We start from the raw sequence: 25666 nt of genomic DNA, 5'->3' as shown, positions 1-25666 counted from the left end.
GACGAGGATTGTGCTCTTTTTGTTGTTTTCCAAAGTAAGTGAGTGTTCCGATGTTACGCGTTACGGAGTGCCGCTTGTTTTTGTACCAGGAAGAGTCTCCAGAGAAGCGCTGTTGCTCCTACAGCAAGACCGGCAATGAGGCCGATCCAGTATCCAAAGGCGCCGAGTGAAGTATACGTAGCTGTTAGGTAACCTACAGGCAGACCAATGATCCAATATGCTACAAACGTAATGATCAAAGCCGGATTAACATCTTTGTAGCCACGCAATGCTCCTTGAGTCGGTGTGGCAATTGCATCCGAGATCTGAAAGAAGATGGCGTAGATAAGGAAATGCTGCGTAAGTGCAATGACCTCTCGATCGTTTGAATACACGCCTGCAATCTGTTCACCGAACACAATCAACACGATGGCTGTCAGCAGTGATAGCCCAATGGCCCCACCTATTCCAAGCAGGCTGTATTGTTTGGCGTCTCTCAGACGCCCGGCACCTGCCTCGAAGCCCACAAGGATGGTAAGAGCCATACATATGCTCACAGGTAACATGTAGAGCGTAGAAGCGAAATTCAGCGCCGCTTGGTGGGCAGCAATTGTTGTGGTATCGAAACGGCTCATCATTAAAGTCACAGCAGCAAAGATGGACGTTTCGAAAAAAGTCGCGAATCCGATGGGTACCCCGATTTTGAGTAACTCTTTCCACTTGGCCAAGGAAACACGCGTCCACTGACGGAAAATGCCGTATTGGGCGAATGGTTCGACCTGATGGACAAAAAAGAGACTAATAAGAAAGATCAGCCAGTATGTACATGCTGTAGCCACACCGGCACCAACACCGCCCAATTGGGGGAAACCCCAGCGGCCGAATATCAGCAGATAATTCAGTAAGATGTTAACGGGCAGGGAGACCAACGTAATGAACATCGTAGTCCGTGTCTGGCCAAGTGCATCCATGAAGCTGCGCAGCACCGTATATCCGAAGAGTGGGATAATGCCAAAAGCAAGTGCGCACAAAAAATAGAAGGCAACTTGGGCAACCCGAGGTTCCAAAGGCATTCCGTTTAGTATAGGGCCAAGTAACAACGCCCCGGCTCCGATTACGACGAGACTGACCGCAATTCCAAGATACAGCGCCTGGATGACGTTATACCCGATCTGATCATTACGTTTGGAACCCAGCAGATGGGAAACAACAGGTGTAATACCGATTAGAATCCCGCTTAGTCCAGTTTGAACGGGCATCCACAGACTTGTGCCAATCGCAACTCCTGCAAGGTCGGCCGGAGAAAACTTGCCTGACATATTGGTGTCAAAGAACGACATGGCAGAGAGGGCGATTTGAGTGGTGAAGATGGGCAAAAATATAATCAGGAATTGCTTCACTTTTTGGGAAAAACTTGTTGTGTTCATGTTCACTGGCAGTGCCTCGCTATTCTAAAGAGATGTCATCCAAGTGTCATGTCTGGACAGCTATACATTGTAGTGGATTTTGTCCGTTTTGGATAGGGACAGATACAGAGGAGAGGCGCACCGAGAAAAATGAACACCAAAAAACCTCGCTCCGCTTCAAGCAGAACGAGGTTGGATGAAATAAGAAGAATGAAAGAGTGCGGATTATTTATATTGTACACCTGATGTATAACGGTTGGAGGCATTCCAGAGCAGATATTCATGCACATCCATGTCTTTCATCGCTCTAATCTGGTCTTCCACTTGTTTCTTGCCATACTTGATATAATGTCCACTGCCCAGCCAGCTTGCTGTGAAGTCCTGAATCCACGGACGAATGACAGGTTTGAGCTCTTTGGTAGGGTCCAGTTTCTTGTGTGTATCTTCCATTGAACCCTTGATGGTTGTGTAAGGATCTTTATCAGGGTCCTTGACCCCATACCAGCCAGTTGAATAGTGACTAGGGTATACCATCGGTGAGATCACGTCCACATTTTCGGATATTTTAACAAAATCCTGTCCAATGCCTTCAGCCGCAGGTACGGAAGCTGCATAACCGAAAATATCAACCGAGACACGCACACCTAATGGTGCCAGCTCTTTGCGTGCATATTGCACGAATTCAGCTACAACATCGACCCGGGACTTGTCAGATTTGGTGTATTTGAGTACATCAGCACGAGTTTCGAAACCTTCCGGGAAACGAACGTAGTCAAATTGAATCTCTTTGAATCCAAGCTTGGCCGCTTCCTTGGCGATTTCGATATTATAGTCCCATACTTCCTTGCTGTACGGATTCACGAAGCTGTCGCCTTTGCCATTTGCCCAAACCGATCCATCCTTGTTGCGGAAAGAAAGCTCCGGATTCTTCTTCGCAAGAATGGTGTCTTTGAATACTACGACACGTGCAATCGGGTAGACCTCATGTTTTTGCAATCGTTTCATCAAGGCATCGATATCCCGAATAAAGGGTTGGGATTTACCCATTTTCTGAAGCGCTTTGTTTTCTGTGGGATAAGTTATGTATCCAAGATCGTCTTTGATATCAATGACCATGGCATTCAGTTCTGTACTGTCTGTCAGCTCCAGCAATTCTTTCATGCGTGCGCCGCCGGCACTGTATGCCGTTACATAGATACCTTTGACCACGGGGGCATCAGGTTGTGGGTCGGTTTTAGCAGGTGGATTATCGGCATCGATAACAACCTGTTCTTTTTGAGATTGGATAATTGCGGTGTTAAAACTGTTGGTTAACGATTGGAATTGAGGATTTCCCTGATCTGCCACTGCCGGAGCAACACCAAAGCCTCCAAAGGCCATAGCCAGTAAAGCCCAAAACATGTTCATTCATTTCCACTCCCTTATGTGTGCATTCCATGTATGAATTATACATTAAAGCCTCTGGGCTTTTAACCATATTAATCAAGTAATGAAACACATGGGAAAAATGAAAACCGCTTCCTGCTGAGGAAATCCCCTGCAAGAAGCGGCGTGATCAATCTGAAAAAAATTATTGAATGTAAATCTCATTTTGATGCTCACAAATACTGTACTGAATGATTTCCATTGCGTCTCCCTGTTCCAGGATGCCCAGCCCATCCCGGAGGACAATCAGTGAGTCGAGTTCATTCGGTTTCAAGAAAGGGAGCATTTCCGGGCACCATCTGTTGACGATCTCAAACAGTTTTACCGTTTCCATATCCACAATAATCACCCTTTCCTACTCGAATTCCAAAATGGTAAGTCATTCGGCGCGATTCGGGAAAGCATATGGCCTGTGAAATTGAAGGGTTGAACCTGCTATACAACATATTTAGGAGCCGTACACCGTTATTATACCACAATGTTGTGAATTGTTAACCGTACAGGTGTCTCAACTTCTGCGGAATGAGCCCATAACACCAACCGTTTCCACAATGTTAACAAAAGCGTTTGGATCAGTCTCCTTGATAATACGTTTAATTTCAACCAACTCGTAGCGGGTGGTTACGGTCATGAGCATGTCCTTTTCAATATCCGTGTATGCTCCCTGAGTCTTAATTTTGGTAACTCCACGAGGCCGAACAAGTAATTTTTTTAACATGGCTTCGGTTTCGTTAGTAATGATGTACAGTGTTACTTTGACGTGACTGATATGGATCAGATCAAGCACTTTGCCTGTAATATAAATGGATACCATGGAAGCCAAGGCTGTATTCCAATTGTCACTCAGGTAACCGGCAAGCATAATGATCGAACCATTCATGCCGGCCATGACTGTACCAATCGGAAAGTCTCGTTTACGCGTGAAAATGGACCCAACAATGTCGAGTCCTCCTGTGGAGCCGCCGACTCGGAAGGAAACGCCTGTGCCCATTCCAATAAGCACACCGCCAAATACAGAACTAAGTAAAGGGTCTGTAGCCACAGCAAAAACAGGCAGAAGCGCAATGAACCAGGAAGTGGCTACTACCGAAAGAATACTTAATGTAATGAAGCGTCGTCCAAGAATAAACCAACCTGCAATGAGCAGGGGAATGTTAAGAACAAAATACATTATACTAAGATTCAACGTTGTAAAATAACCCAGAAGCATTGAAATACCGGATACCCCGCCGCTTAAAAGCTGATGGGGGACCAAAAACCAGTTAAAGCCGCAGGCAATAGCTGCAGCACCCAAAATGATCACTAAAGAGTGCCAAATTATTTTGGGCAATTTAATCACCTCATTTATATTTAAAACCAGATTGCTGGTAATCTTGAATTGTTTTGTGATATAATAATTTGTGGATATTCTTGAGTAGGAAACTTTTCCTAAATGGAGCAATAAAATTTTGAAATGTTTCAAACACATGTATGTAGTTTTAGTCTTATGTTGGGGACCCATTCATGGAATTATATTCGTTAGTGAAAATAATTCGTCCCGTTGGGATACCCTATAAATATTAACGCTACTTAAGAATACAGACAACAAAGTGGATTGTCCACCATGTCCACCATATAAAAGGAGCATGAATAATTTTGACAAATTTAAACTTTACAGATTTCAATCTTGAACCACTGGTGCTGCAAGCCATCACTGAGCTCGGGTTTGAAGAAGCAACACCGATCCAATCCAAAGCGATTCCTTTGGCACTCGAAGGCAGAGATTTGATTGGTCAAGCTCAAACAGGTACGGGTAAAACAGCTGCATTCGGTATTCCGTTGATCAGCAAAATCTCAAAAAGTGACGAGAAAATCCGCGCCCTTATTATGGCACCTACACGTGAACTTGCAATTCAAGTTGCTGAAGAGATCGAAAAACTTACTCGCTTCAAAGGTCTTCGCTCCCTGCCAATCTACGGCGGACAAGATATCGTGCGTCAAATCCGTGCACTGAAAAGAAAACCACAAATCATCATTGGTACACCTGGACGTCTCCTTGACCACATCAACCGCAAAACAATCAAACTAGATGATGTACAAACTGTTGTACTGGATGAAGCAGATGAAATGCTCGACATGGGTTTCATGGAGGATATCCAATCCATCCTGAAACAAGTTCCAGACGAGCGCCAAACCATGCTGTTCTCAGCAACAATGCCTCCTAACATTCAAAAATTGGCACAACAATTCTTGAACAATCCTGAACACATTTCTGTGATTCCGAAACATGTTAGTGCACCATTGATTGACCAATCCTATATCGAAGTACCTGAGCGTCAAAAATTCGAAGCATTGAGCCGTTTGTTGGATATGGAATCTCCTGAACTGGCGATCGTATTCGGACGTACAAAACGTCGTGTTGACGAATTGGCTGAAGCTTTGCAAAAACGTGGATATTCTGCAGACGGTCTTCATGGTGACTTGTCCCAGAATCAACGTGATGCGGTAATGCGTAAGTTCCGTGACGGCAGCATTGACGTACTCGTTGCAACAGACGTGGCTGCACGTGGTCTCGACGTATCTGGCGTAACTCACGTTGTTAACTTTGACCTTCCGCAAGATCCGGAGAGTTATGTTCACCGTATCGGTCGTACAGGTCGTGCGGGTAAAGAGGGTGCTGCTTGGTCCTTCGTTACACCGCGTGAGATTGATCACTTGCACTTCATCGAGCGTGTAACACGTCACCGTATTCCACGTAAACCACTGCCAACAATGGCAGAAGCGGTTGAAGGTAAACAACGTTTGACAGCAGAACGCTTGCTGGAAATCGTACAATCAGGCGAACTGAACGAATACAAAGGTATTGCGATTCAAATGCTTGAGCAATATGATTCTGTTCAACTGTTGTCGGCTGCACTGAAGCTCCTGACAGGTGACAAGAAAGATGCTCAAGTTGATCTGACTCCTGAAGATCCAATCCGTGCAAAACGTCGTAAACCGGATGTTCGCTCTGGCGGACGTAAACCATCGGGTTACAGCGGTAACCGCACAAGTGGTAGCGGCGGCAGTGGTGGTGGTTACAACCGCGATCGCAACAGCAGTGGCAGCGGACGTGGCGGTTACAACCGTGATCGTAACAGCGGCAGCAGCACTGGCGGTGGAAGCAGAGAAGGTGGTTACAACCGTGACCGCAAACCGCGTCCAAGCAGTAACGAAGGACGTCGTCCAGCGAAAGATTCTTCTTTCGAGTAATATAAACGTATGATCTGGAAAATGGAGCGGGCAACTGCTCCATTTTTTATTTTCAAAATTACTGCATCATTTTATTTCACTGCCAGAAGCGGCCAGAGACGCTAGCTAGGGATAATGACGATCTCTTTTCGGGAAGTACTGGCTTTTCCTATCTATAATAAGGTATATTAATATTAGACTTCAGGTAATTCGCAAGGCTGCAGAGGAGGAGAAATGTTTGGAATTTAAAGGAGCTATGGGTGGGATCTACCGGCTTACAGAGTGGATTACGAGACTGGCCGCAACCAATCTGTTGTGGGCTATTTGTTCGTCTCCGTTCTTGTTTTTCTTGATTATGAAACTGCTCGTGATGCAGCAGAACCTCGCAAATGAATCATTGCAAATGAACTGGGCTATAGCTATTGTGGCACCGCTTACACTGTTCCCGGCGACTTCGGCGCTGTTTACGGTTGTTCGTAAATGGAATATGGGCGATACGGATGTACCGATCTTCCGTACTTTCTTTGTAGGTTACAAGGAAAACTACAAGCAAAGTTTAATTGGGGGCATTTTTTACACACTGCTGTTCGCGATTATGTATCTGGATTATACAGTGTACATGACGCAGTTCCGCAATATGCAGCTCGTGGGAATCATCATGTTAGTACTGCTTCTCTTGTTATTTGTATCACTCTTTAACTTTTTCTCGATGGTTGTTCACTATCATATGTCCATCGGACTCATTATCAAAAACGCGGTATTGCTTACGCTGATCAGACCATTCCGTGTATTTTCCACATTGCTGGGAAGTGGATTGCTGTTCTACATCGGTTTCCGTTATCCGGTCTTGTTCGTTTTCTTCATTATCAGCATCATTGCTTGGTTCGCTTTCTTTAACTTCTACGCAACCTTCAACAAGATGCAGGAGCAGATGGAGAAGATGCAACTCAAGAAGGAAGAAGAGGAAGCTGCTGCGCTGGCTGAACAATCAGCAGAGAATGGTGAAACATCTGAGCCATCAGACGACAAAAACATTACATTGCAAAAATAAAACATGATGGATCGCCATTTACTTTTTACACAGTTAGGGATATAATAATTGTACATCCTGCGATGTACGTTTCGGTTATTCGTTGTTTTGAACCAATGATGATGTCTTCGGGAGATCAACACAGAATGTTGCTGAAAAGCCCTGTCTATACGACATGGGGACTTCAAAAAGCATTTTTGCGGTCACCCACCTGCCAAGCAGGTTCATAAGACAATGTAGCCGGACGGCATAGGCGGGTTCCTAAATCTTCATGTACAGCACCCTGACTTTTCCTCTACAAAAGGAATTTCAGGGTGTTTTTAAGTTGTGATGAATGTTTTTGATTGGTTTTATGGTAAATATGATGCTTGCCCTTTTGTTACTACTTGAACAATGTTACACTAAGATACATAAATGGAACGGTTACAATCAAAGGAGGAAGGGTCTTGACCTTAAAGAGAACGCTCGTCGGTATCATCCGCAGCATGGAGGGGACCAGCGATCGAGCCAAGGATCCCAAATTAAAAACACGGTATTATAACTTATCCAAAGACAGAGCCTGGGAAGAGGTCTCTTCGACACTCAAAAAGATTCCGGGTTATAAAGTGCTGCATGAAGTACCTTCTGTTGGAGAAGTTATTCTGGAGAAGCGGACTACCTTTGGACGGACGATGGATATTACAGTTTCCATTATCTCAGTAAGTCCTGTTCGCAGTGCGGTGGATATGTATTCAGCTTCACGTGGTTCACTTGGAGACTTGGGCTCCAATTATCGCACGATTATGAACTTATTCTCTGTACTGGATAAAAAGCTAAGCAAGTATAAAGCAAATGATTGAAATAGATGATAAATAACAAAAAGCGAGTGAAGGTTAACCTTCCTCGCTTTTGTTCTGAACGTATGATAACTTCTACAGCAAAGCTTTTACAGCAGCAATCGCTTGTTCGAAGTTAGGGGAGTCTGTCATTTCAGGCAAATACTCCACATATGTAATCCGGTCTTCGGCATCCAAAACAAAAATGGAGCGCATGTCGAGTTGGAATTCTTTGATCAGAACGCCGTAGTCTTCACCGAAAGAACGTGTTTTGTAGTCTGACAATGTAACTACGCGGTCAACACCAGCTGCTCCACACCAACGAGCCTGAGCAAACGGAAGGTCAACGCTTACTGTCAAGACAACAACATTGTCTCCGAGTTCTCCAGCTTCCACGTTGAAACGACGAGTTTGCGCATCGCATACGCCAGTATCCAGGGAAGGAACAACGCTGATTAATTTGATTTTGCCTGCGAAGTCTTTCAGGGAAGCATCCTCAACCAGGTTCTTGCTCAGTGTAAAATCAGGTGCTTGATCGCCCACTTTCAGTTCGGGTCCGATCAATGTAATAGGGTTGCCTTTAAATGTGGCTGCGCCTGTACGTTCTTGTGTCATAATAATGTTCCTCCTTATAAATTGGTGATCCGTGCCAAAATCCATTATAATCTTTTATGAAAGGCATTGTCCAATTCGGGCATGTACCATTACGATGGATCAGAGATGTAAGTCCGATCTGAACAGGGTGGAGTGAAAGAAGAAATTTATGATATTTATTCGCTATGAGAACTGGAAAGTTTATTTGAAGTATTTCCCTTTGACGTCGCTTTTTTTAATTGCCAATGTAGTCATGTTTATTGTGTTAACGGTGAACGGTGGATCAACGAACAATATGGTGCTGCTGAAATTCGGGGCACTTACGAATCATGAACTGTTCGCACATGAATGGTGGCGTTACATTACATCCATGTTCCTGCATGCGGGCTTCAGTCATTTATTGTTTAACAGCTTTGCGTTAATCGTATTTGCACCACCGATGGAGCGGTTGCTTGGGTCGGTAAGGTATGGTGTATTGTACCTGGGTGGCGGTGTATTGGGTAATATTCTTGCTGTTGCGTGGTACAACTCGGTTGGGAGTATTACCATCTCGGTAGGGGCTTCAGGAGCGATCTATGCCGTCTATGGTGCATTCCTGTATGTAGCACTGTTCCAGCGAACAATGATGGACGAGGCTTCGCGCAAAACGATGTACACGTTGCTTTTGTTCGGAATCATATTCTCCTTCGCCATGTCGGGCATCAATTGGATGGCACACCTTGGGGGATTGTTGGGTGGATTCTTTATTTACGGACTGTTGATTAGATTGTGGAAACCCCGCAGCTTAAAGCGGTAGTCAGAACGTTCTCAAGATGGAATGCAATCAAGGATAAGTAGGGTATAACAGATTGGAGCGATCAGGCGAGTGGAATTAAGACAGTTGCATTACTTTTTGAAAGTGGCACAGAAGGAACATGTAACACAGGCTGCTGAAGAGTTGCATGTGGCACAGTCGGCGGTGAGTCGTCAGATTCATCAGCTGGAAGAAGAACTGGGCGTGGACCTTTTTATGCAAAAGGGACGAAACCTGCAGTTGACTGCAGTGGGGCAGCTTTTTTGCAAACGAATTGAAGGTATATTAAAAGATTTGGACAAGGCAGTTGGGGAAGTTCATGAGTTTCTGGACCCGGAGCATGGAGAGATTCGAATTGGGTTTCCGCATAGCCTGGGGATTCATCTCATTCCTTCCGTGGTGGCTGCTTTCCGTCAGCGCTACCCCAACGTGAAATTCAGATTCAAGCAGGGGATGTTCCCTACGCTGATTCGTGATGTGTTATCCGGAGAGGTAGACTTGGCATTCATTTCTCCTTTTCCAGAGAAGCATGATCAAGTAGATGGCGATATTGTACTCACGGAAGAATTACATGCGATCCTTCCTCCTAATCACCCGTTAGCTGGTGAAGAGACAATTGCGCTTGAACAGCTCAAGGATGATAAATTTGTATTGTTCAGCAAAGGTTATTCTCTTCGTCCTATTGTGTGGCATGCCTGTCTGGAAGCTGGTTTTACACCCAAGATTGCTTTTGAAGGGGAAGAGACCGACACCATCCGCGGATTGGTCGCTGCGGGCATGGGGGTCAGTCTGCTGCCTGAGATGGCGTTATTCCAGACGAACCCTTTGCAACCGGCACATGTGGCTATCTCTCATCCAAAAGTAACGCGAACTATCGGGTTAATTCATCGTGCTCATGATAAACTGCCGCTGGTTGCTCAGTCCTTTCGTTCATTCTTGCTTGATTATTTCGGTTTACAACAAAACAATACCCCATCCGATTAACGGTGGGGTATTGTTTTTTGTTTTATTAGGTACCCAATTAATCGCGGCTGTTGAAGATTCCGATGTAACGAATCAACTCAAGCAGTGAGATCAACGCGGCAGCAACGTAAGTCAAGGCTGCGGCATTCAGAACCTTTGCAACACCTTTTTCTTCTTCATTACGGATGTACCCTTCGGATACCATAATCTCTCTAGCGCGATTACTTGCATTGAACTCAACCGGTAAAGTGATGAGTTGGAATGCTACAGTTACGGAGAAGAAGATGATACCGATACCTACAAGGTTCATGGCATTGAAGATGAATCCTGCAATCAACAGGAATGGAGCTAATCCGGATGCAAAGTTCACAATGGGGAAGATCCGGTGACGCAGTGCCAGCATCGGATAACTTTCTTTATGCTGAATGGCGTGGCCAACTTCGTGACACGCTACCGAAACAGCTGAGATTGAGTTTTCATAATATACTGGTTCTGATAAACGTACAACCCGATTGATCGGATCGTAGTGATCAGAGAGCGTGCCGCGTACAGGTTCAATTGGAACATCATGCAGACCGTTAGCATCAAGCATCTGGCGAGCGGCATCGTAACCAGTCATTCCGTTCTGGTTCGGTACCTCCGACCAACGTCTAAACGTACCTTTAACGCGAAATTGCGCCCATAAAGAGAGCAAAAAGGCGATAATGATCAATACGAACATACCGTTATTAAAACTCATATTCATTCCTCCGCTTTCTAAGAATAAGCTACATCATGGTGTTCTCAAGCAAGATTTTTAGTGCCTCCATTGTACCGGCACTTTTGGTGAGGAGTCCTGCCATCATTTTACGTGCTTGTACAGGTTTCATCTCTCCAAGTAGCGGTTTGAGCTCGTTAACCTCTCGCTCAAGTTGTTGTACATGAAGCTCCAATGTTGTCAATTTGCTGGCAACCTGTTCTTCTGTACTAACCAGACGCCACTTCTCAAGAGATTGCTTAATCTCGTCGAGACTATACTTCTCTTGTTTCATCTGTACAATACGTTCAAGCCTCGTTAAAGTTTCATTACTATAGAGACGATAATTTTTTTGTGTACGTTCTTCGGGAGAGATTAGTCCAAGCTTTGTGTAATAATCAATCGTCCGTTCACTAACACCAGCGGTCTTGGCAAGTTCGCCAATCCGAAAAAGTTTCATATCCCCAATGATATTCACCTCGCTTGCAAGTTCAAATGTAGGGAATTGTAGTTTCCACTTGTGAATTTCTAGACTACGCCCAATTTTTCTTACTAATGAGTATGATACATGATCTTTAACCGTACAGTCAAACGTTATGCTTTGGCAATCACCATACTGCATTTCTATATCTATGTGCTCATAGAATGTGATTATGTACTTAAGTGCAAGAAAAAGACGTATGACTTTATTCCCAGAAATAATTTTCAGTTTTGATGAAAATACTCTTGTCAACTTTCCTCTCTTCTGCTTATAATGACATTAAGAGTTTCACGTTATGTGAAGAAACTTAACATAAGAGGGAGTGGGGTATATGAGAAAGAAATGGTTGGTTTCCGTGTTAGTAATGCTTACTTTGTTCGCTTTTCCGGTCAGCGCATTTGCGGCTGCGGAGGGTCCGACTAACATTGAACTTCAAAGTGGTTTGAACTCAGCCTTTACGTTTCTGGCTGTGGTACTCGTGTTCTTGATGCAAGGGGGATTTGCTTTACTCGAAGCGGGTTCAACACGGATGAAGAATGCAGGACACATTGCGGGTAAGACCATCCTGACATTGGGGATTTCAGTTATTGCCTTCTGGGGACTGGGTTTTGGTCTAGGCTTTGGTAATGGTAATGGATTTTTTGGAACTACCGGATTCTTCCTAAGTGGAGACAGTATGGCGGCTTCCTTTGAATCACTGGCTTTCTCGGATGTTCCGCTGACCATTAAATTCGTATTCCACCTCGCCTTTGCGGCGGTATCTCTGGCCATTGCCTGCGGTGGTATGGCTGAACGTGCAAAGATGAGCGTATATATTGTTTTCGGTACACTGTATACCATTATCATGTATCCGGTTGTTGCTCACTGGGTATGGGGCGGCGGCTGGTTGGCTGAGCTGGGTATGCAAGACTTTGCGGGATCGACAGTTGTTCACTTGACTGGTGCAACTGCAGCATTGGTAGCGACCATCTTGTTGAAACCACGTATTGGTAAATATAACAAAGACGGCAAACCTAACATCATTCCAGGTCACAACCAAGTGTATTCCGTACTCGGGGTTATCATCCTCTGGATCGGTTGGTTCGGATTCAACCCAGGTAGTACATTGTCTGCCATGGGAGATGGATTCTTCGGTTATGTTGCATTAACTACTAACGTAGCTGCTGCAGCCGGTGGTGTTGCTGCGCTGTTGATCTCATGGGCAGTACTTGGTAAGTCTGATATTCCTAGCATGTTAAACGGTGTGCTTGCGGCACTCGTTGCGATTACAGGAGCATGTGCATTCGTTGAACCTTGGGCAGCGCTGGTTATCGGTGCTCTGGCGGGTATCATCACATTCTTCACAGCACAGTACTTCGATCGTAAAGGAATTGACGATCCAATCTACGCTTTCTCCGTGCATGGTATTGCTGGAATGTGGGGTGCGATCTCCACGGGTTTGTTCGCTACTCCTGAACTTGCCGAGAATGCCGGTGTAGGTCAAGCGGGTCTGTTCTATGGCGGTGGATTCCACCAATTGGGCGTACAGCTTCTCGGTCTGGCAGGTGCTTTTGCCTTCGTACTGGTAATGTCCTTCATTATTCTGGGCGGTATGAAAGCAATCATGGGCATCCGCGTTACTGAAGAAGAAGAAACAATGGGTCTGGATATCAGTGAGCACGGTACTTACGGATACCCTGAACAAATGAAAAATGCAGATTCTAAATCCAATGGTGGTACGTTCAGCTCCTGAGGTGAATGATGCTGAATCATGCTTCAAGGAGGCTGGACATGATGGAACCCATCTCGTATACAAACTATTCCTGGTCTTATCAGGGAATCGATGGTGCGGTGTCTTCTCAAGAGCTGCGCCAGGCACGTGTGATATTACAGAACGAGCTCCAGGAATTGTTGTCCGCTTCCTTGTCGCCGATCGAGTGGTACCAAACGGTAAATGAACTGCATGACCGGATTGCACGGAAAGCAGTAGAGTTATGCATTCAGGGGATGGTTGAGGAAGGCTTCGGCCACCCTCCCGTCCCCTATGCCTTTATCGTATTTGGCAGTTCCGGCAGGGAAGAAGCAACACTATGGAGTGATCAGGATAATGGCATGATCATTAGCGATACTCCGCATGAAGGTAAAGAGGAATATTTTGCTCAGCTCGGACAGCGAATGACGGATATGTTGGAAGAGCTTGGTTACGCCAAATGCGAAGGCAAAGTCATGTGCTCTGAGCCACTCTGGAGAAAAACACTGGCGTCATGGAAGCAACAATTAGCAGATTGGAGCTCGGATCTGAATTGGGAGCCCGTTCGTAATCTGATTATTGCTTCAGACATGCGTTTTGTTGCAGGTGAGCAGAGTCTGGCGGAGGAATGGATCACGAGTTTTTATGAACAGTTCAGACTGGTTCCTGAACTTTCGGATGCAGTTCTTCGCAATACGGTTAAACATAAAGCTACATTAAATGTACTTGGACGTGTGGTCACAGAACGATTTGGTGAACATGCAGGCGGATTTGATGTCAAGTATGGTTTGTACATTCCGCTGGTGAACAGTGCCCGTTATTTGGCTTTGCAACATGGGATCAAGGAGTCATCTACGTTAAAAAGAATGGAGAGATTGACTTCACTTGAAGCTGTTCCATTTACATTACTGGATGCATGCCAGCGGGCCTTCTTAGCCGCATTGAAATTTCGCAGAAGTACACCGGTTGTCATCCAAGGGGAATTGCAACATAGTAGTGGGTTCCTGGATGAGAAACAGATGAAACAAAAACAGATTCATTATGAGCTCAGGGATACGCTCGGATTGGTACGACGAGTGCATCGAGCTCTGCAAAGACAGTTGCGTTTTGCAGAAAGGAGACGTCCATGAGAGAGCCGGCAAGGGGCAATACAGGATTCTGGAATTCGCTGCGTCAGGGAGGGGTTCCTTCCGCCATCGCTTCCATTATGGGAGCCCCTACGGCGCAACACATGGCGTTTATCCGCTCGATGATGAGAGAACAGCGCAGACCTGAGGTTCTGCATACACCTCTAAATGAGCTGGACGCAGTTGTATTTGACCTGGAAACGACGGGTTTTTCGCCCCAGCATGGGGATGAGATTATCTCATTTGGTGCGGTCCGTATACATGGTGGTGTGGTAGTGGAAGGGGAGCAGTTCTATACGGTGGTGCAGTCCAAGACTGCGGTTCCGGAACATATTACTGAACTTACAGGTATTACACAGGAGATGACGTTGGACGCACCAACTTTGCTGGAGGGACTGCATGATTTCATGTCTTTTGTAGGTGGAAATGTTCTGATTGCACACGCAAGTGCGCATGACCGAGCCTTTCTGAATGCTGCTCTGTGGCGGACTTCAAAAGTAAGACTGACACATCGTTTAATTGATACGATGATGTTGGCCCGCTGGCTTGAACCAAGCAGGCCGGGGTATGGTCTGGATGAATTGCTGGAATCCAGAGGGATTCCGATCTATGGGCGTCACCATGCACTGGAAGATTCGAAAATGACTGCGCAGTTATGGTCTTGCTACTTGGAGGACATGACTCATAAAAATGTGGAAACCTTGGGTGATCTGTATACCCAGCTAAGTCACGCATAACGGAACGGGAAGCAGATTGTATGAAGGTACAACGCGGTGTGCCGGATCCTGCGATTCCATCGAGGATTCAATCAGATAACCGTTCAGATGCATATGAGATAGCAACCCGCTTGTTAGGTCAGGTGAGCCGATGAGGTACATTTGGAGCAAACCGGCGAAGGCAGGAAGAGCTTGCATGTCCTCTAGGGAAGGAACAGGCCTTGTATGCGGATGAGAATGGAAGATGCCAATGAGCTTAGGTTCGGAGAATACGCACCGAATCCATTCGGCATCGTCTAGAGTAAAATGGTGCAGCGGGTCAGGTGCTACGTTACGAATGGGCTGAAACCGACTGATTCGTATACCGCCCGCTGCGGTTTCACCCAGCATAACCCCGCAGGCTTCTTGCGGCAGCGAAAGGAACATGTGCTTTGACATCTCTTGTTCTACGGAAGATGGGATGTAGAAGACGTTTTGCTGCCTGTGAAGTGCTGCCATTTGTATTCACCCCTCTCTCTTTGGCTCCTGCTTAGGCAGGAGTCCTTTTTCATTTTATTTTCTGTGATGCGGATTGTAAAATTTTAAAGGAAAAGGGTACAATAATAAAGAGAACATTTGGGAATCATGTTCTGGTGAACTGTCATAGAGCGTGATAAACACTTAGCATGTGCAGAAATTACGGTTTCAGTTTCAATATGCTAATTATATAAAAGGGTGGCGGGTTATGAAACGAAACATATACATACTCCTTGGTGTTGTCTTGCTGGTTGGTATTGCACTGGCCCAGAATGCGGGTGACGGCATTGCAGCCGTCTTTAAGCAGGAAGAACCGATGCCTACAGAGACGGGACCACGTGCGGGTCTTCTGGCGCCTGCTTTTTCTCTGACAGCAATGGATGGGAAGACGTATAGTGTGGGCGGTGCCAAAGATAAGGCCACGTTCGTCAGTTTCTGGGCATCCTGGTGTGAGCCGTGTAAGCAAGAAGCACCAGAGCTGAACAGAATGGCTGCGAAATACAAGGATAAGCTTGACCTCTATGGTGTTAATGTAACATCCTACGATAAACTCAAGGATGCCAAAGCTTTTGTGGATGAGTACCAACTGACATTCCCTATTCCCTTGGATGAGAAGGGGACAGTGTATGCTCAATACAATGGGGTGGCTTTTCCAACGAATGTTCTGATTGACTCCAGAGGAGTTATACAGGAGATTGTTCTGGGCATATTGCCTGAGAAAGAGTTGGAACGTAAGATTAAAAAGTTAATTGCAAATTAATTTTCATGTAAACAAAGAAGCCTTTGCATCCATGAATCATGGGTACAGAGGCTTCTTTATATTTTCCGGGAAATAAGCGTTAACAGGTTGTTCAAAAAACGCTTTTTTGAACATGCACTTTAGTGGTTGCTTATCCCATGAGCAGGAATAGGGAGTGTGCCCGGCTCATCCTGTAATTTTTCTTGAAGCAAAGCATAGCGGAAACTGTGAACGAGCGCTTCCCAACTTGCTTCAATTACGTTCTCGGATACACCAACAGTGTTCCATGTGTTTTCCGTATTTTTGGATTCGATCAATACACGAACTTTGGCAGCTGTAGCATCCTTCTCATCCAGAACACGCACTTTGTAGTCTGACAGATGCATGTTGGCAAGGGAAGGGAAGTATTGCACCAGCGCTTTCCGAAGGGCGTTATCGAGTGCGTTAACCGGACCATTGCCCTCAGCAGCGGTATAAGCGCTTGTTCCAGCGATATTCACTTTGACAAAAGCTTCAGATACAACGGATTTACCCGCCGTTTTCTCCACAAGCATTTTGAATGATTCAAACGTGAACAATTCTTTCATGTCACCGTTCGCTTCACGAATTAACAATTCAAGCGAAGCATCTGCGCCTTCGAACTGGTAACCCTGATGTTCCAGGTCTTTGATTTTCTCAATAATCTGACGTGAATTGGCGCTGCTTGGATCGAACTCAAGCCCCAGTTCCTGTGCTTTGGATACAATGTTACTTTGTCCGGCAAGTTCAGACACCAGCACACGTTGTTTGTTACCAACCAGTTCAGGCACGATGTGTTCATAGGTACGTGAATCCCGCAGGATGGCAGAGACGTGAATTCCACCTTTGTGAGCAAAAGCAGCATTGCCAACATAAGGCTGATTAATCGGCATATTCACATTGGCAATCTCGCTAACATAACGAGCCACGTTTGTAAGTTGTCTCATGGAATCATCAGTAACACATTCATAGCCAAGTTTCAGTTGCAGGTTCGGGATAATGGATGCGAGATTGGCGTTACCGCAACGCTCTCCATAACCATTCATCGTTCCTTGCACCTGACGGGCTCCGGCTTGTACAGCGCTGAGTGTGTTGGCCACAGCCAGTTCACAATCATTATGTGTATGGATGCCGAGATGTGCATGAGGCAGGCTTCTATGCAGTGTGGATACGATCTCGTGCACCTCGTTTGGCATCGTCCCGCCGTTGGTATCACACATAACGAGCCAGTCCGCTCCAGCTTCGTGGGCCTTGGTCAAGACCGCTTGAGCATACTCCGGGTTATGTTTGAATCCGTCAAAGAAGTGTTCTGCATCAAAGATCACTTCCATACCATTCTGTTTCAGATAGGAGATGGAATCATAGATCATGGACAAATTTTCTTCCAAAGTAGTCTGCAAAGCGGTATGCACATGGAAGTCCCATGATTTACCGACCAAGGTTGCAGCCTGAGCACCAGATTCGATCATGCGCTTCAGGTTGGCGTCTTCACTAGCAACACTGCCTTTTCGGCGGGTACTGCCAAAAGCAACAACCTTTGCGTTCAGGTTTAATTCCTTGACTCTTTTGAAAAACTCAATGTCCTTGGTATTGCTGCCGGGAATTCCGCCTTCAATATAATGGACACCCAGGTCATCAAGCTTCTTGGCAATTTTGAGTTTGTCGTCTGCCGATAAGCTGACACCCTCTCCTTGTGTGCCGTCACGTAAAGTCGTATCGAAGATGGAAATGGCCTTTGACATGAAGATCCTCCTTTGAGATAAAGCGCTCTTTTAAAAGTTTGGATTGTAAGTTGGGAAAAGCTGTTAAGTACGTTAGTGGACGAATCCTTCGATTCGGCAACGCTACACTGTGTTAAACTCCATGCGCTGATTTGTCCTAAAGTCGTCAATTTGTATAATTAATTATTATAGCACCATTATAGCCAAATGCTACATAGAAATCGCAGTTTCATGTAACAATTATCGGATTTTAGAGCAAAAAGAAGGATGTTAATCATAATCCGGATGTATGTTATAATTTATTATTGAGTTTTAATTGGAATATATGGAATAAATGGAGGGGTGATTTTGAGTTTTGTATGGGAAAATACGGTTATTTCCCTGATCACTTTGATATTTTTTGTGAGTGTAGGATGGTTAATTATTCGGTCTCTGATCAGATCTCGCAGAAAATAAATGCTCGTGACTGAATTAACATAACAGGTTTGATATACTATAGAAGAAAGTAATTTAGTTTTCATTAATTAGTGTGCATGAAAGGGCGGGGGTTCATGATGTCTTCAGACGGCAATCCTCCAGCAAATGTGGATCAATATTACCCAGCAGCCGGACGGGTGATTCTGCATGTCGATATGAATGCTTTCTACTGCTCTGTACATGAAGCCGAGGAACCAGATTTATATAGAGGAAAAGCAACGGCCGTTGCAGGCAGCAGTGAACTGCGAAAGGGTGTAATTGTAACCTGCTCATATGCCGCTCGTAATCGAGGCATCTCAACAGGTATGGTTGTGCACCAAGCCATGAAAAAGTGCCCTGATCTCATTGTGATTCGTCCTGATTTTCATTTATATCGTCAATATTCAAGAGCGTTCATGCAGATTGCGTATAGTTATACGCCTCAACTTGAGGCGACATCCATTGATGAATGTTATCTTGATATTACAGGTTCAAGGCAATTCGGGAATCCAATGGAGATTGCGGAGAGCATTCAGCGTAGAATCAAGGATGAATTGGGGCTGCCATGTTCCATTGGCATTGCACCCAACAAATTATTGGCGAAAATGGCTTCGGATCTGAAAAAACCGAATGGTATCTCCATTTTACGCATGAGGGACGTACCCCGGATTCTTTGGCACAGACCATGTAACGAGATGTTTGGCATTGGCAAAAAAACGGCTGAAAAGCTGAAAAAACTGGGCATTGAAACGATTGGTCAATTGGCCAAGTCGGATGAGAACATGTTGACCGAACTATTCGGAGTTAATGGAGCATGGCTCAAAAATTCCGCGAATGGCATTAACCATTCCGCAGTTCACGCGGAACGTGAGGCCAATAAATCCATTGGGCATACAACCACTTTACCGGCGGATGTATCGGATATGAATGAGATTCATCGGGTGTTCCTCAATATAAGTGACCAGGTAGCCAGAAGGTTGCGCAAGCACGAAATGTTCAGTCAGGGTATTCAGATTACAATCCGGACACCGGATATGAAGACAATCACCCGATCACGTCTAATGGAAGTTCCTACGGAGGATGCAACGGTCATTTACCGTGAGGCCTGTAAACTATTTGAGAAGCATTGGGGTAGTGGCAAGCCTGTACGCATGCTGGGTGTGACACTTCAGAACCTGATTCCAAGAGAAGAATCCGCTGTGCAGATGGACTTGTTCGAATATGAGCAGAAGCCCAAGAAGGACAATCTGATTCGGATTATGGATCAGTTACGTGATAAATTTGGTGAGAATGCTGTTGTGACCGCAGGCATGCTTGGAGACGATCCTTCCGTGCTGCTTCGTAATCATAAAGTGCGCGGTACTTCCCTGCAAAAAGATAACTTGCAAAGTCTTGATTAAATAAGGGATAATAGAGACTTGTGGTTGCAAAATGTTTGTAATTATCCTTACTTTGTATTAATATGTTTCTAGATAAAAACACTGTACGTTTTGAATTTTAGGAGGAGAGAATGTAAATGAGTAAATATACTTGGGTTGAAAAAGACACATGCATCGCATGTGGCGCTTGTGGAGCAACAGCTCCAGACATCTACGATTATGATGATGAAGGTTTGGCTGAAGTTATCTTTGACGGCGATGCTAACCATGGTGTCAAAGCTATTCCAGACGACTTGTTTGACGATATGCAGGATGCATGCGATGGCTGCCCTACAGATTCAATCAAAGTAGCGGACGAGCCTTTCAATAAAGAAGGCTAAGTATTTCTCACATGAACATAGAGCACTTTCTTTTGTCTTAACGACAAAGGAAGGTGCTTTTTTTGCATTCATTTAACTGTGATTATCTGACTATGGATCAAGGACGAGCATTGTCGAACCCCCTTTGTTCCACCGGGTACTCAAGTCCTATGGATTCAACGCCTGGTTATGCCGATATATAATGATATACGGAAAAAGGCGAAATAGTGGAGGATCGGATGCAAAATACTCATCTAAGAACATATGTTAAGAAACATCCCGACAATAAAATGGCCTGGTACTTGCTTGGAAAGGAGTATTTGGGCGAAGGACAGGAGGCCAAAGCCAACTATTGCTTTCAGCAAGCGGGCGAGGTTTATGAGGCATTTGAACGCAGTAAAGCTCCTGCGGACATCTGGGTAGACTATCAGGATAAACTGGTGGAAATGTCTGAGCAAAAAGAGAAAAAACAACGTAGACGCAAAATGTGGCTTACGTTGCTCATGCTGCTTGTGCTGGCAGGTCTGCCACCTGCGGACGCTCCGGGTTTCAGTCGTGAAGCGGCCGACGCACTGTCAGCAGCACTGGAATCCACAGATGACATCGAAGCGCCTGTAGAAGCGGATAAACAGGTTGGAACTGCATCCATTGCGCCAAGCAATGTGTTCACTGCTGCGGCATTTGGTGGAGGTAATCATGGCGAGGCTGCGCTCGCAGCTGCCTGGTCCGGGTCTGGTCCAAAAGTAGAGACCTCTGCTGTACTGGGGATGCAAACCTCGGATGACTGGTCTTTATGGAAACGAAATATGCCTGTGAAATACATAGTACAAACCAATACAAGCGGTAAATTAACTGCACAGAGTTATGATGCCAAGCAATGCAACTGTGAACCTCCTGAAGTTACACCGAAAATCAAAAAGATGGCCTTGGCGTGGACCGCCAAGCAGGAAGCCGCAGCATCCTTATCAAGTGCAATCGTGGCCTATCGCAAAAAAAATGATGTTTGGCCCAAGAGTGTAACGCAATTGGCCCAGCCATTTCCGAACAATATTCTGGGAGAGACTGCGCAAGGGATGACCGAGATGTTTCCGAAGCTGTTAGCTCTGCATCAAGGAAAGGCACAAGAAGGAAAGAGCGATTCAAATGGTAAAGAGAACGGTTCAACATCTTTGAATTCGTCTCAAGGCAAAAATGCCGCTTTTGCAGATACGCTGGGAGGTCAGCCTTTTTTGCAGGAACCGCTGGAGATTGTCATTGATAAGGATAAACATAAACTTGCATTAATCAGTGGGGATACCATTGTTCGTATGTATGATGTGGGACTTGGCGGTGATCGAACACCGGAGGGTTCATTTGTCATCACGGATAAAGTGGTCAATCCGAATGGACGCTCGAACGGTGAGTTTGGAAGCAGAGGTATGCAGCTCTCGAATACGAATTATGCCATCCATGGGACCAACGAGCCGGACAGTATCGGACTGGATGAGTCCCTTGGATGTGTGAGAATGCGTACAGGAGATGTAGAAGAGTTATTTGCTCTTGCTCCGCAAGGCACTCCGGTACGCATTGGAGAAGATGTACTGCCAGATCTGACGCTTGTTCCAGAAGCAAAGCAGCGTTATCAGCATACACTTGTTCCAAAGCAAAATAATCCGAACAAAACGTATCACTGGCTGAATTGATCTGCTTGATATGTAGAATCAGATGGATTCAGCCTGAATCATCTACATGTTGGCAATAATGATAAGAGCACCAATGATGATGATCAAGCCGCCTACACTGGCTGCAGTCCATGCAATGGCTTTGCGATTCACTTCTTCTTTCTTTTGCTGTAATGCAGGTGGTTTACGTTTGGGAGCCATGAGTTATTCCTCCTTATTTGGAATAGAACTGGTGTAGAGTAACCATGCTCTCATTGTAAAGAATTCAACTCGTCATTACCAGTGGGCGGGTGGATTTCTTGTGAGCATTTTGTATTATTCGATTTGTGCTGTCTATGCGCAAACTACTTTCCTTTTTAATAAGAAACAGATAAACTTGTGAGTAGAGTGTTTTTTTACATATGAAAAGACGGACAACGGCTTTTTGGCGTACCGGACCAGAACGGAGTGAGTGATTTGTTATACAGAAGTCTTGCTAAACCTTTGTTGTTCAAAATGGACCCTGAACAGGCCCATCATCTGATTATTGGCGGCCTTAGTGGCGTGGGTAGCATCCGTCCGGTTCCTTCCGGACTGCGTGTGATGTACGGCGTTCGTGAAACGTCTGATCTGGCTGTTGACATGTTTGGGTGTCATTTCCCTACACCTGTTGGTCTGGCTGCGGGTCTGGACAAAAACGGGCAGGCCGTAACGGGCTTTTCTTCCATCGGATTTGGATTCATGGAAGTGGGAACCGTGACACCACTTGCACAACCAGGTAACGATCAACCACGGCTGTTCCGTTTGCCTCCAGATGAGGCGTTGGTGAACCGAATGGGCTTCAACAATCTTGGTGCGGAAGCCATGGCAGGTGAATTGGCACGTCTACAGGATCGGCGAATTCCAGTGGCTGTTAACATCGGCAAGAATAAGGCAACGTCTAATGAGGAAGCTCACCTGGACTATTCGAAGTGCATTCAGGCACTATACGATTATGCTGATCTGTTCGTGGTTAATATTAGTTCACCAAATACACCGGATTTGCGTAATCTGCAACATGGGAATGAATTGAAGGAACTGCTCGCTGCGGTTATGAACGAGATGAACGTGCAGCATGCACGAGCGGGCGGAGCGACCAAATCCGTTCTGGTGAAGATCGCACCGGATGTGAATGATCAGGAACTTGAATATATGGTTCGCACAATTGCAGACAGCGGTGTTGCTGGCATTATTGCAACGAACACAACCATCAGTCGTACAGGACTTTCCCACCAACATGCAAAGGAAACTGGCGGTCTGAGCGGTAAACCTCTGCGTGAGCGTTCAACGGAGATTATTCGCCAGATCTATCGTCAGACCGAAGGCAAACTTCCGATCATCGGTTCAGGTGGTATTTTCACAAGTGAGGATGCATACGAGAAAATTAAAGCCGGAGCAAGTCTGGTCGAAATATATACAGCATTGATCTACGAAGGACCTGAGGTGAATCGGCGTATTCATGCCGGACTGCGTGAGTTACTACGCAAGGACGGTTATCGTCATATCTCTGAAGCGGTTGGTGCGGAGCATCGTTAAGAAGGAATGTGGATCCCCGGAATGAAGATACAGAAGCATGGAAGAGCGTAAAATGGTTCGGGACTCTTCCCCCCACCAAACATCATGTATAATGGAATAGAACAGGGGACGCTATAGAGACAGGAGGCATAAGCATGGACGGTAGAGACTGGGGTACATTTTTACTTCCTTATGAACAAGCGGTAGAGGAATTGAAAGTCAAGTTTAAGACAATGCGGGCGGAGCTGAAAAAACGGGAAGAGTATGCCCCGATTGAATTCGTTACCGGTCGTGTCAAAAAAATATCCAGTATTCTGGAGAAATCCAGACGACTGAATGTGTCGCTTGATGACGTGGAAACAGGCATTGAGGATATTGCAGGTATCCGCATTATGTGCCAGTTCGTGGATGATATCCGTCGGGTTGCCGAGTATATTCGAGGCCGCAAGGATCTCACGGTACTCATTGAGAAAGATTACATTACGAATTTCAAAGAGAGCGGCTATCGCAGCTTCCATATGATTATTGAGTATCCCGTTCAGACGGCTCTGGGACAAAAGAAAGTTTTGGCCGAGATACAGATCCGGACGCTTGCCATGAACTTCTGGGCTACCATTGAACATTCGCTGAGTTACAAGTTTCGGGAAGGGTTACCTGATGAGATGAGAACCAGGTTGAAAAAAACGGCTGAGGCCGCGTTTATACTGGACAACGAGATGTCTGCAATTCGTCTACAGATTTTGGAGGCGCAGAAGGCATTTGAGGATGATTCCAATATCGTGTCAAGAACATTGAATATCATTCATCAATTATACTTCTACCATCTTGTCAGTGAAGCAATTGAAGCACAGAAGCGATTTAACGATTACTGGGAACGGCATGATATGGAAGGGCTCAAAGACTTGCTGGATGACGTGAAGAAACTTCTGAACAACGCCAGAAAGGGCGAAAACCCGGATGAGCATCTATGAGCCACTGTACGTTGACTACTTAATCTACTTCAATCGGGATCAGGATTATTTCGAGTGTCATGAGGTGCTGGAAGAATTGTGGCTTGAACGTAACCGGAATTCTCTCTATAAAGGGTTGTTGCAAATTGCAGTTGGTTTATACCACTTCAGGAATGGCAATCTCCGCGGAGGAACGATGATGTTACAGAGCTCACTTGATCTTCTGGAACCTTATCCTGCTACGACTCTGGGCATTGAGCTTGGGATTTTGGTACAGGAAGTAAAGGCAATCGTGAAGCAACTGTCTGAGCCTGACGCTCAGTCTGTGACTTATAGGGATTTGTCCATACGAATTGTTGATGAGGTCTTAGAACAAGAGATATCTAGAAGATCGCTTGAGCTAAAACCTAATATTCCGCAGCGCCGGAGTCCTACCAGAGGGCGAATATATGAAGAGAAGATGAAGGCGATGGATCAGAGTAAAAGTTGAACCGTAATCACGCTAACATTCAAATGAGCATCCCATGGATATGAAGTTCCATGGTTATGAAACACCCCGACGATCCCTGTAAAGGGAACGATCGGGGTGTTTTTGAATGTTGCGTCATATTCAGATTATTGCAGGTGGCACAGCCTGTCCTTCAACAGAACAGTGTCTGGTGATACAAGTGCCTGATTGTAGATACTTGTGGAAACGGATCTATCAGTTAGCTTGCCGAAGGAGTAGCGCTGCCTTTATATTTTTGGAAAAATTGTTTGTAATCATCCAGCGTGTAGCCCTGGTCACTACCATTCTCTTGCAGTCCGCCAACCATACGGTCTTTCTCGACACCAGCCTCATAATAGACGAGTGTAGGTGTGAACTCGATATTGTAATCGGTCCATCCTGCTTCGAATTCACGCAGATTGAACTGCGGAAGCTCAATACCTTCACTGTCAACCAGTGGCATCAACTGAGGTGTTGTGGCGCGGCAATGCGAGCAGTCGGAAGCAAAGAAATAAACAAAAAAGCTGTCTTTGTTATCGATTTTGGCTTTGAGATCAGTGGGAACAATAATTTGTTGATAGTTGGGATCACTAAGTAGCTCCCGTGTAGCTGGATTAAGCTTGGATGCAGCGATGCCATAAGCATTTTCCACTGAATCCATCTGTTTCTTGGATTGCTGGTCTACGACAACCAGTGCTGCAATCATAATGATTAAAATACCCAGGAATATAAGGATCGCAGCACTTTTCTTTTTCTTCTTGGATTTCATTGGACATCCCCCATCGATCATATCGAAATTTAGTTTGGGCAAAAATAAAGGTTGGAATAATATACATAAACACC

General features: G+C 45.4%; 26 protein-coding genes and 1 other RNA gene. 16 read left to right on the top strand and 11 right to left on the bottom strand.

Going from position 1 to position 25666, the window contains the following annotated elements; all coding sequences use genetic code 11:
- Positions 1–53: 53 nt before the first annotated feature.
- The 4 genes from AC6CIF_RS02405 to AC6CIF_RS02390 form a co-directional block, all read right to left on the bottom strand.
- Positions 54–1406 (bottom strand): MATE family efflux transporter, encoded by a 1353-nt coding sequence (locus AC6CIF_RS02405; protein WP_498198193.1) that lies wholly within the window; start codon positions 1404–1406, stop codon positions 54–56.
- A 204-nt stretch (positions 1407–1610) separates the two neighbouring features.
- The gene (locus AC6CIF_RS02400; RefSeq protein WP_498197679.1) at positions 1611–2792 is read right to left on the bottom strand and encodes a putative glycoside hydrolase; all 1182 of its coding nucleotides are present in this window, start codon (positions 2790–2792) and stop codon (positions 1611–1613) included.
- 163 nt (positions 2793–2955) lie between these two features.
- On the bottom strand, positions 2956–3144 hold the full coding sequence (locus tag AC6CIF_RS02395) for a hypothetical protein (protein ID WP_029880762.1): 189 nt from the start codon (positions 3142–3144) through the stop codon (positions 2956–2958).
- A 174-nt stretch (positions 3145–3318) separates the two neighbouring features.
- Positions 3319–4140, bottom strand: coding sequence for a YitT family protein (locus AC6CIF_RS02390; protein WP_498197676.1), 822 nt, complete (start codon positions 4138–4140; stop codon positions 3319–3321).
- 305 nt (positions 4141–4445) lie between these two features.
- On the opposite strand from AC6CIF_RS02390, the gene cshA reads away from it, so the two are divergent.
- The 4 genes from cshA (at position 4446) to AC6CIF_RS02370 (ending at position 7889) form a co-directional block, all read left to right on the top strand.
- Positions 4446–6041: a degradosome RNA helicase CshA gene (gene cshA / locus AC6CIF_RS02385; protein ID WP_047842381.1), complete on the top strand. Its 1596-nt coding sequence runs from the start codon at positions 4446–4448 to the stop codon at positions 6039–6041.
- A gap of 217 nt (positions 6042–6258) precedes the next feature.
- Positions 6259–7071 (top strand): YesL family protein, encoded by an 813-nt coding sequence (locus AC6CIF_RS02380; protein ID WP_017689383.1) that lies wholly within the window; start codon positions 6259–6261, stop codon positions 7069–7071.
- A gap of 51 nt (positions 7072–7122) precedes the next feature.
- Positions 7123–7314: non-coding RNA, 6S RNA (gene ssrS, locus AC6CIF_RS02375), on the top strand.
- Between the two features lie 182 nt (positions 7315–7496).
- Positions 7497–7889 (top strand): DUF1499 domain-containing protein, encoded by a 393-nt coding sequence (locus AC6CIF_RS02370; protein WP_017689382.1) that lies wholly within the window; start codon positions 7497–7499, stop codon positions 7887–7889.
- 72 nt (positions 7890–7961) lie between these two features.
- Here the strand turns inward: AC6CIF_RS02370 and tpx are convergent, their stop codons facing one another.
- Positions 7962–8480: a thiol peroxidase gene (gene tpx / locus AC6CIF_RS02365; RefSeq protein WP_036609653.1), complete on the bottom strand. Its 519-nt coding sequence runs from the start codon at positions 8478–8480 to the stop codon at positions 7962–7964.
- A gap of 148 nt (positions 8481–8628) precedes the next feature.
- On the opposite strand from tpx, the gene AC6CIF_RS02360 reads away from it, so the two are divergent.
- Both AC6CIF_RS02360 and gltC read left to right on the top strand, forming a co-directional pair.
- Entirely contained in the window at positions 8629–9255 is a 627-nt protein-coding gene (locus tag AC6CIF_RS02360) for a rhomboid family intramembrane serine protease (RefSeq protein ID WP_498197674.1), read from the top strand.
- Positions 9256–9324: 69 nt separating this feature from the next.
- Positions 9325–10236, top strand: a complete 912-nt coding sequence (gene gltC, locus AC6CIF_RS02355) for a glutamate biosynthesis transcriptional regulator GltC (RefSeq protein WP_036609648.1) — start codon at positions 9325–9327, stop codon at positions 10234–10236.
- 37 nt (positions 10237–10273) lie between these two features.
- Here gltC and AC6CIF_RS02350 read toward each other — a convergent pair whose 3' ends face one another.
- Both AC6CIF_RS02350 and AC6CIF_RS02345 read right to left on the bottom strand, forming a co-directional pair.
- On the bottom strand, positions 10274–10954 hold the full coding sequence (locus AC6CIF_RS02350; RefSeq protein ID WP_036609646.1) for a zinc metallopeptidase: 681 nt from the start codon (positions 10952–10954) through the stop codon (positions 10274–10276).
- Between the two features lie 28 nt (positions 10955–10982).
- Complete coding sequence (locus AC6CIF_RS02345; RefSeq protein WP_076209500.1) at positions 10983–11411, bottom strand: MerR family transcriptional regulator; 429 nt, start codon at positions 11409–11411, stop codon at positions 10983–10985.
- A 352-nt stretch (positions 11412–11763) separates the two neighbouring features.
- Here AC6CIF_RS02345 and AC6CIF_RS02340 point away from each other — a divergent pair, with 352 nt between their 5' ends.
- The 3 genes from AC6CIF_RS02340 to AC6CIF_RS02330 are packed head-to-tail and all read left to right on the top strand — an operon-like array spanning position 11764 to position 15025.
- A complete protein-coding gene (locus tag AC6CIF_RS02340) occupies positions 11764–13164 on the top strand; it encodes an ammonium transporter (protein ID WP_076209021.1) in 1401 nt (466 codons plus the stop codon).
- 41 nt (positions 13165–13205) lie between these two features.
- Entirely contained in the window at positions 13206–14291 is a 1086-nt protein-coding gene (locus AC6CIF_RS02335; RefSeq protein ID WP_498198191.1) for a DUF294 nucleotidyltransferase-like domain-containing protein, read from the top strand.
- Entirely contained in the window at positions 14288–15025 is a 738-nt protein-coding gene (locus AC6CIF_RS02330) for an exonuclease domain-containing protein (RefSeq protein ID WP_498197672.1), read from the top strand. The genes AC6CIF_RS02335 and AC6CIF_RS02330 overlap by 4 nt, the downstream gene beginning before the upstream one ends.
- Here the strand turns inward: AC6CIF_RS02330 and AC6CIF_RS02325 are convergent.
- Entirely contained in the window at positions 15011–15502 is a 492-nt protein-coding gene (locus AC6CIF_RS02325; protein ID WP_498197671.1) for a M67 family metallopeptidase, read from the bottom strand. The genes AC6CIF_RS02330 and AC6CIF_RS02325 overlap by 15 nt on opposite strands.
- Positions 15503–15728: 226 nt before the next feature.
- On the opposite strand from AC6CIF_RS02325, the gene AC6CIF_RS02320 reads away from it, so the two are divergent.
- A complete protein-coding gene (locus AC6CIF_RS02320; protein ID WP_307413881.1) occupies positions 15729–16280 on the top strand; it encodes a TlpA family protein disulfide reductase in 552 nt (183 codons plus the stop codon).
- A gap of 119 nt (positions 16281–16399) precedes the next feature.
- On the opposite strand, the gene cimA is transcribed toward AC6CIF_RS02320, so the two are convergent.
- Positions 16400–18019, bottom strand: a complete 1620-nt coding sequence (cimA, locus tag AC6CIF_RS02315) for a citramalate synthase (protein ID WP_498197669.1) — start codon at positions 18017–18019, stop codon at positions 16400–16402.
- Between the two features lie 533 nt (positions 18020–18552).
- Between cimA and AC6CIF_RS02310 the strand changes: the two genes are divergently transcribed.
- From AC6CIF_RS02310 to AC6CIF_RS02300, 3 genes are all read left to right on the top strand, one after another.
- Positions 18553–19854 carry a DNA polymerase IV gene (locus AC6CIF_RS02310; protein WP_100529310.1) on the top strand — a complete coding sequence of 434 codons (1302 nt, stop codon included), beginning with the start codon at positions 18553–18555 and terminating at the stop codon, positions 19852–19854.
- A 116-nt stretch (positions 19855–19970) separates the two neighbouring features.
- Positions 19971–20213, top strand: a complete 243-nt coding sequence (locus tag AC6CIF_RS02305) for a ferredoxin (RefSeq protein ID WP_017689369.1) — start codon at positions 19971–19973, stop codon at positions 20211–20213.
- A 218-nt stretch (positions 20214–20431) separates the two neighbouring features.
- Entirely contained in the window at positions 20432–21874 is a 1443-nt protein-coding gene (locus AC6CIF_RS02300; RefSeq protein ID WP_498197667.1) for a L,D-transpeptidase, read from the top strand.
- Between the two features lie 42 nt (positions 21875–21916).
- On the opposite strand, the gene AC6CIF_RS02295 is transcribed toward AC6CIF_RS02300, so the two are convergent.
- Positions 21917–22054, bottom strand: a complete 138-nt coding sequence (locus tag AC6CIF_RS02295; RefSeq protein ID WP_017689367.1) for a hypothetical protein — start codon at positions 22052–22054, stop codon at positions 21917–21919.
- A gap of 255 nt (positions 22055–22309) precedes the next feature.
- On the opposite strand from AC6CIF_RS02295, the gene AC6CIF_RS02290 reads away from it, so the two are divergent.
- The 3 genes from AC6CIF_RS02290 to AC6CIF_RS02280 all read left to right on the top strand — a co-directional run bounded on the left by AC6CIF_RS02290 (position 22310) and on the right by AC6CIF_RS02280 (position 24826).
- Positions 22310–23407: a quinone-dependent dihydroorotate dehydrogenase gene (locus tag AC6CIF_RS02290; RefSeq protein WP_076209015.1), complete on the top strand. Its 1098-nt coding sequence runs from the start codon at positions 22310–22312 to the stop codon at positions 23405–23407.
- 134 nt (positions 23408–23541) lie between these two features.
- Positions 23542–24357: a GTP diphosphokinase gene (gene yjbM, locus AC6CIF_RS02285; RefSeq protein WP_036609636.1), complete on the top strand. Its 816-nt coding sequence runs from the start codon at positions 23542–23544 to the stop codon at positions 24355–24357.
- On the top strand, positions 24344–24826 hold the full coding sequence (locus AC6CIF_RS02280) for a DUF309 domain-containing protein (RefSeq protein WP_498197664.1): 483 nt from the start codon (positions 24344–24346) through the stop codon (positions 24824–24826). The genes yjbM and AC6CIF_RS02280 overlap by 14 nt, the downstream gene beginning before the upstream one ends.
- Before the next feature lie 217 nt (positions 24827–25043).
- Here the strand turns inward: AC6CIF_RS02280 and AC6CIF_RS02275 are convergent, their stop codons facing one another.
- Complete coding sequence (locus AC6CIF_RS02275; RefSeq protein ID WP_036670155.1) at positions 25044–25592, bottom strand: thioredoxin family protein; 549 nt, start codon at positions 25590–25592, stop codon at positions 25044–25046.
- Positions 25593–25666: the final 74 nt, after the last annotated feature.

The sequence above is a fragment of the Paenibacillus sp. GQ49 genome (assembly GCF_059759055.1).
The sequence above is the reverse complement of the archived record's forward strand: the minus strand, read 5'-3'. Positions and strand labels throughout refer to the sequence as shown.

Excerpts from the sequence above, each read along its gene's own strand:
- yjbM (WP_036609636.1), top strand. The coding sequence starts at position 23,542 with ATGGACGGTAGAGACTGGGGTACATTTTTACTTCCTTATGAACAAGCG.
- AC6CIF_RS02295 (WP_017689367.1), bottom strand. The coding sequence starts at position 22,054 with ATGGCTCCCAAACGTAAACCACCTGCATTACAGCAAAAGAAAGAAGAA.
- AC6CIF_RS02305 (WP_017689369.1), top strand. The coding sequence starts at position 19,971 with ATGAGTAAATATACTTGGGTTGAAAAAGACACATGCATCGCATGTGGC.
- AC6CIF_RS02325 (WP_498197671.1), bottom strand. The coding sequence starts at position 15,502 with ATGGCAGCACTTCACAGGCAGCAAAACGTCTTCTACATCCCATCTTCC.
- AC6CIF_RS02350 (WP_036609646.1), bottom strand. The coding sequence starts at position 10,954 with ATGAGTTTTAATAACGGTATGTTCGTATTGATCATTATCGCCTTTTTG.
- AC6CIF_RS02335 (WP_498198191.1), top strand. The coding sequence starts at position 13,206 with ATGGAACCCATCTCGTATACAAACTATTCCTGGTCTTATCAGGGAATC.
- AC6CIF_RS02275 (WP_036670155.1), bottom strand. The coding sequence starts at position 25,592 with ATGAAATCCAAGAAGAAAAAGAAAAGTGCTGCGATCCTTATATTCCTG.
- AC6CIF_RS02300 (WP_498197667.1), top strand. The coding sequence starts at position 20,432 with ATGCAAAATACTCATCTAAGAACATATGTTAAGAAACATCCCGACAAT.
- AC6CIF_RS02310 (WP_100529310.1), top strand. The coding sequence starts at position 18,553 with ATGTCTTCAGACGGCAATCCTCCAGCAAATGTGGATCAATATTACCCA.
- tpx (WP_036609653.1), bottom strand. The coding sequence starts at position 8,480 with ATGACACAAGAACGTACAGGCGCAGCCACATTTAAAGGCAACCCTATT.
- AC6CIF_RS02395 (WP_029880762.1), bottom strand. The coding sequence starts at position 3,144 with ATGGAAACGGTAAAACTGTTTGAGATCGTCAACAGATGGTGCCCGGAA.
- AC6CIF_RS02400 (WP_498197679.1), bottom strand. The coding sequence starts at position 2,792 with ATGAACATGTTTTGGGCTTTACTGGCTATGGCCTTTGGAGGCTTTGGT.
- AC6CIF_RS02345 (WP_076209500.1), bottom strand. The coding sequence starts at position 11,411 with ATGAAACTTTTTCGGATTGGCGAACTTGCCAAGACCGCTGGTGTTAGT.
- AC6CIF_RS02330 (WP_498197672.1), top strand. The coding sequence starts at position 14,288 with ATGAGAGAGCCGGCAAGGGGCAATACAGGATTCTGGAATTCGCTGCGT.
- AC6CIF_RS02405 (WP_498198193.1), bottom strand. The coding sequence starts at position 1,406 with ATGAACACAACAAGTTTTTCCCAAAAAGTGAAGCAATTCCTGATTATA.
- AC6CIF_RS02360 (WP_498197674.1), top strand. The coding sequence starts at position 8,629 with ATGATATTTATTCGCTATGAGAACTGGAAAGTTTATTTGAAGTATTTC.
- AC6CIF_RS02340 (WP_076209021.1), top strand. The coding sequence starts at position 11,764 with ATGAGAAAGAAATGGTTGGTTTCCGTGTTAGTAATGCTTACTTTGTTC.
- cimA (WP_498197669.1), bottom strand. The coding sequence starts at position 18,019 with ATGTCAAAGGCCATTTCCATCTTCGATACGACTTTACGTGACGGCACA.
- AC6CIF_RS02280 (WP_498197664.1), top strand. The coding sequence starts at position 24,344 with ATGAGCATCTATGAGCCACTGTACGTTGACTACTTAATCTACTTCAAT.
- AC6CIF_RS02320 (WP_307413881.1), top strand. The coding sequence starts at position 15,729 with ATGAAACGAAACATATACATACTCCTTGGTGTTGTCTTGCTGGTTGGT.